Here is a 4,283-nt window from a genome sequence, read left to right on the forward strand (position 1 = left end):
GTTGAAAGATTGCCCCTTAAGTAACCAGGAGTTGTATGAGAAGTTGAAAGACAAAGGTGTATTAATTGTATCCGGGCATCACTTTTTTCCGGGCTTAAGTGATGACAATTGGAAGCATAAATCCGAATGCTTACGAATAACCTATTCACAAGATGATGTTCTGGTCGATAAAGGGCTTCGTATCATCGCTGATGAGATTAAAAGGGCATATTCTGTCTAAGACAGGTAGCGCTTTTGATACTGAAGCGGTGAACACTTGTACCACGTAGAAAATGCGCGGGTAAAACTACTTTGTTCGCTATAACCTAGCAGCAAGGCAATTTCGGAAAGCGTCAGTTTCGGATCTTTTAGGTAATTTATTACCATCGATTTTCTTATTTCCTGAAGAATATCTCTAAAAACTTTACCTTTTGATTTTAAGCGACGATGAAGCGTACGCTCAGACATGTTGATTCGCGAAGCGACGGTATTCGTATCAGCATCACCCTCATGTAAGCAGCGAATAATCGTATCGGTAAGTTCGGCTATAAAGGTGTCGCAATCTGGTAGGCTTATTAGTAAGTCTTCTGCTTGTTTGCCTAGTATGCCGTGAAGTGTGATATCAGAGTGCGGAATTGGAATATCTAGATCACTTACCGAGAAGGCGATAGACAACTTTTCTTGCTGACTGTAAACAGGACAACAAAAATAATTTTTACACGATTTAGCTCGGTCATCACTTAAAGCTTGCGTAAAGTGAATGGCTGAAAGATTTAATTTTTTCGGGAAAATAATCTCATTAACTATCGTCACCATTGCACTAAGTAATAATTCGTCGGAACATTGGCTTGAATAACCGTAATCCGGGTTCCACACCAGGCAAAATGAATTGTCAGGATTTAGTTCCGTGTGTGCAAGACTTCCTGCGTAGATCAAGCCCTGAAATCGTTTGAAGCAAGCTAACGCTTCACCCACGTTTCTGGCCGTGCGAAACAGGTAGCCGAGTACGCCTACATGCTCAACCTTTATATACCTTCCTATTTCAAGGCCCAACGCGTCGTATGGCGTTAGCGCTTCTAATTCTTCTAATAAACGCCACCATTGTGCAAAAGACATATGTTGCTTAGCGGATAAATAGTCAAGCTTCTGTTCATACAACGGAAGACTAAGACCGCTTTGCTTAATAAAGGTCTGTAGGTATCCGACAACATCCCGAGAGATAAAAAAATCATTTAAAGAATTCATAAGCTGATTGTAATGGTGGCGCAGATTGTCAAAAAATATTATTGCTATGACAATAATAGATGCTGCTTGTGGAATAAACTAGCTTTAATTACTGATTAGTTTGAAGGAGCAATTCATGAGCGACTTACTACATGCCTTGGGCTTTATTATGCTTTTTGGCAGCGTGTTTATATCAATTATTTGTCTTGAGGCTTGGTACTGGCATAGGAAGGGAAGAAAAGATGCCTACCATTTAAAGGAAACGCTAACGAATATTGCAACCGGTGGGATTTATAAAATATTCGATGGGATTGCTATTGCCCTGTTTATTCAGGCATTTTATGAGTTTGTTGCTCAATACGGGTTTCAGTATAAAATTGAAGATGGTTTGTTGAGTTACCTATTCCTATTTATCGCATGCGATTTTTTCTTTTATATCTACCACTACGGTATGCATAAAATACGTTGGTTATGGTCAATACATGTAACGCACCATTCGTCTAAAATTATGAATTTTTCTACCGCTTTGCGCCAAAACTTTTTAATGGATGTTAATTTTGGCTGGATGATCTGGTGGTTGCCACTAGCAATCATTGGCTTCGACAAAGATCTTGCTTTAATTGCGATTGAATTAAGCCTGTCTTATCAATTCTTCCTTCATACCGAGCTTATTGGAAGGTTGGGAGTATTTGAAAAGGTTTTCAATACACCTTCGCACCACAGGGTTCATCATGGCTGCAAACCGGAGCAGATCGATACAAACTTTGGTGGCGTGTTAATAATCTGGGATCGCTTGTTTGGAACCTTCGTAGATGAGCGTGATGCGGGTAAGGTTGTTTACGGACTAACTGAGCGACAACCGACAACCCTGAATCCAATTCGCTTGAACCTGGATGAATTTATCCAGATGTTTAAAGATGTTATTCAATATAGGGACCTCAAGATATTCTATAAGTCTCCTGCTTATGTAAATAAGTATCAGTCGTCTAATTTGCATGACGAACCGCGCGATCAAACAATATCCGCTACAAATGTTCCGTAACCTTGTCGTAACGGTCTATAGGTTCTTGCTATGATGGAGGCTCGCAGAAAAGAGTGAAACCCTAATGGTAATTCGATCTATGATTATGGGGGTCTGTATATTGTGTTGTACAGGCTTAAACGCAGAGCTTCGCGTAATGACTTTAAATACCGAATGGCTATGGACCCCTTATGACGGTAAAGCTGACGGTAGTAAAGTGACGATACGAGACATGTCAAAGAAGGATTACCTAACTGAGCTGGCATTCTATGCGAAGCTTGTTAGAGAGCATAGGATAGATATTCTAGCGGTGTCAGAAATTGAAAATAAGTACGTTGCGATCGATTTGGCAAACCGTTTTGGCAAAGACTGGAAAGCGTATTTTACACAGGGAAGGGATACGGCAACGGGCCAAGATGTTGCCTTAATCAGCCGTTTGGAACCAGTCAAAGGTAGTTTAACAAACTACGGCTTCCCTTGCGGAAAAACCAATGGTGTCAAAAAGAAAAAGTGTCTGAGTAAGGTTGTCGGTGCACGCTTCTACTTAGATAATGCTTCCGGGGAGCAAGTCGCAGTTATAAGCTCTCATTTTCTATCGAAGCGAAATGATAGCAAGAGCAAGCGCTTAAAGCGTGAAAGCCAGGCATTGGCGCTGTCGAAAGCCGTTGAACGCGAAGCAAACGATTTTTCCTCGACTAAAGTCGCGAAGGTTATTGCTTTAGGGGATTTTAACGATACAGCGAACTCTACAGTGTTGAAGTTGTTACGAGCTAAAGGTTCCTTATTATCAGCCAGTAGTTGCAGAATGCAAGACAGTATAGAATCTCACTCAAAACCCAAGCACCGCAAGAAGTCTCTAGTTGACCATATTTTGTATCGTGGGTTGACCTGTCTTGATGATTACGCGGTGTCCACCGGCAGCTACTCAGATCATCCAGCGATTGTTGCTATTTTACGTTAACGCCAATTGCTAAGCTTGCAAGCGTTCAAATTGCCTAACTACTTAAATCTTTTGTTTGCGCAAGTATTATCTGCGATTATTATTCGGAGATAGAATTGTTTTAAGAGGGAGTGATAAATGGTGCTGTTCTGGCCAATTCAGCAAGAGCTTGATTGCATAAGTAATAGCGGTCAAATTCTGGGTAAAATAAAATTTGACGGAGATAAAGAAGAGTACAGATTTTATCCCAATAATGAGTCGCTTGCCTTATCAGGCGCCGAGCAAACCATGATTAATGAGCGAATATCGGGTCTCGAGTCGGGGAAGTATATAATTCCTATGCAGGATGATGATTAATTTGCTGGCTGGTAAGAATACTGACTAGCCTGTCTTCGCTAATCTTTATACAAAGCTTCTTTTCCATAACTCAGTTCCAATGCTTGGCGTTCGGCTTTTCTCAGCTTTTTTACGACAAGTTTGTAGGAGTGGTCGATCATTCGTTCAATTTCACCGACCGGGATGCTCCCGTCAAGAATTATAGTATTCCAGTGAAGCTTGTTCATATGGTAACCGGGCTTTACTGCTTCAAAAAGGTCGCGTAGTTCGTTTGCTTGATTCGGGTCGCACTTTAGGTTCATTTGGGCAATGTTGTCATTAACGCCAAGCGTAGCAAACATCTTAGCCTTAATTTTCGGAACCATAACATCTGGGCCAAAAGGGTAGTCTTCTCTGGCTTCAGGTTTTGATAGTAAGTACTGTTTTGCTGTCTCGTAGTTCATGCGCTTTGCTCTTGGCTATTTAAAGGTGACTTCTGTGCCGTTAACGTTAGCTGTCTCTAGATGTATTTCATACTCTTCTCCATCTTTCTCTATCTGTGTCATTTTGAGAAGAAGCATAGGGTATTTCTCTGAAACCCATAGGTAGGTCTGGCGTTTGCTGTCATCTGCGCGAACCTTTTTTACGACCAGCGCTTTGGCCTCACCAAGCTTTGTAGTGATTAATTCTTCACCGGTTTTTACGAACGTGCTGGGTCTAAGTTTTTTCTTATGTGCTATTTGGAAATCCAGACGAGGAGAGGGACTGTCTAGCTCTCGTAGAAGTTGCAACTGATAGCTAAGG

General features: G+C 41.3%; 6 protein-coding genes and 1 pseudogene. 4 read left to right on the forward strand and 3 right to left on the reverse strand.

Going from position 1 to position 4,283, the window contains the following annotated elements:
• Positions 1-220: pseudogene (avtA, locus tag A3756_RS27635) on the forward strand (valine--pyruvate transaminase); the annotation flags it as partial.
• Here avtA and A3756_RS08980 read toward each other — a convergent pair.
• Complete coding sequence (locus tag A3756_RS08980; RefSeq protein WP_068510326.1) at positions 217-1,224, reverse strand: AraC family transcriptional regulator; 1,008 nt, start codon at positions 1,222-1,224, stop codon at positions 217-219. The pseudogene avtA and the gene A3756_RS08980 sit on opposite strands and share 4 nt — an antisense overlap.
• Before the next feature lie 115 nt (positions 1,225-1,339).
• Here A3756_RS08980 and A3756_RS08985 point away from each other — a divergent pair, with 115 nt between their 5' ends.
• The 3 genes from A3756_RS08985 to A3756_RS08995 all read left to right on the forward strand — a co-directional run bounded on the left by A3756_RS08985 (position 1,340) and on the right by A3756_RS08995 (position 3,521).
• Positions 1,340-2,245 carry a sterol desaturase family protein gene (locus A3756_RS08985; protein ID WP_068510320.1) on the forward strand — a complete coding sequence of 302 codons (906 nt, stop codon included), beginning with the start codon at positions 1,340-1,342 and terminating at the stop codon, positions 2,243-2,245.
• Positions 2,246-2,309: 64 nt separating this feature from the next.
• Positions 2,310-3,185 (forward strand): endonuclease/exonuclease/phosphatase family protein, encoded by an 876-nt coding sequence (locus A3756_RS08990; RefSeq protein WP_068553365.1) that lies wholly within the window; start codon positions 2,310-2,312, stop codon positions 3,183-3,185.
• A 117-nt stretch (positions 3,186-3,302) separates the two neighbouring features.
• The gene (locus A3756_RS08995; protein WP_068508004.1) at positions 3,303-3,521 is read left to right on the forward strand and encodes a hypothetical protein; all 219 of its coding nucleotides are present in this window, start codon (positions 3,303-3,305) and stop codon (positions 3,519-3,521) included.
• Positions 3,522-3,559: 38 nt separating this feature from the next.
• Here the strand turns inward: A3756_RS08995 and A3756_RS09000 are convergent, their stop codons facing one another.
• Both A3756_RS09000 and A3756_RS09005 read right to left on the reverse strand, forming a co-directional pair.
• Entirely contained in the window at positions 3,560-3,943 is a 384-nt protein-coding gene (locus A3756_RS09000; RefSeq protein ID WP_068553366.1) for an MmcQ/YjbR family DNA-binding protein, read from the reverse strand.
• 15 nt (positions 3,944-3,958) lie between these two features.
• Positions 3,959-4,283 (reverse strand): DUF3108 domain-containing protein (locus A3756_RS09005; protein WP_156490379.1); only part of this gene is annotated, 325 nt, incomplete at its 5' end.

The organism is Oleiphilus sp. HI0086 (genome assembly GCF_001635225.1).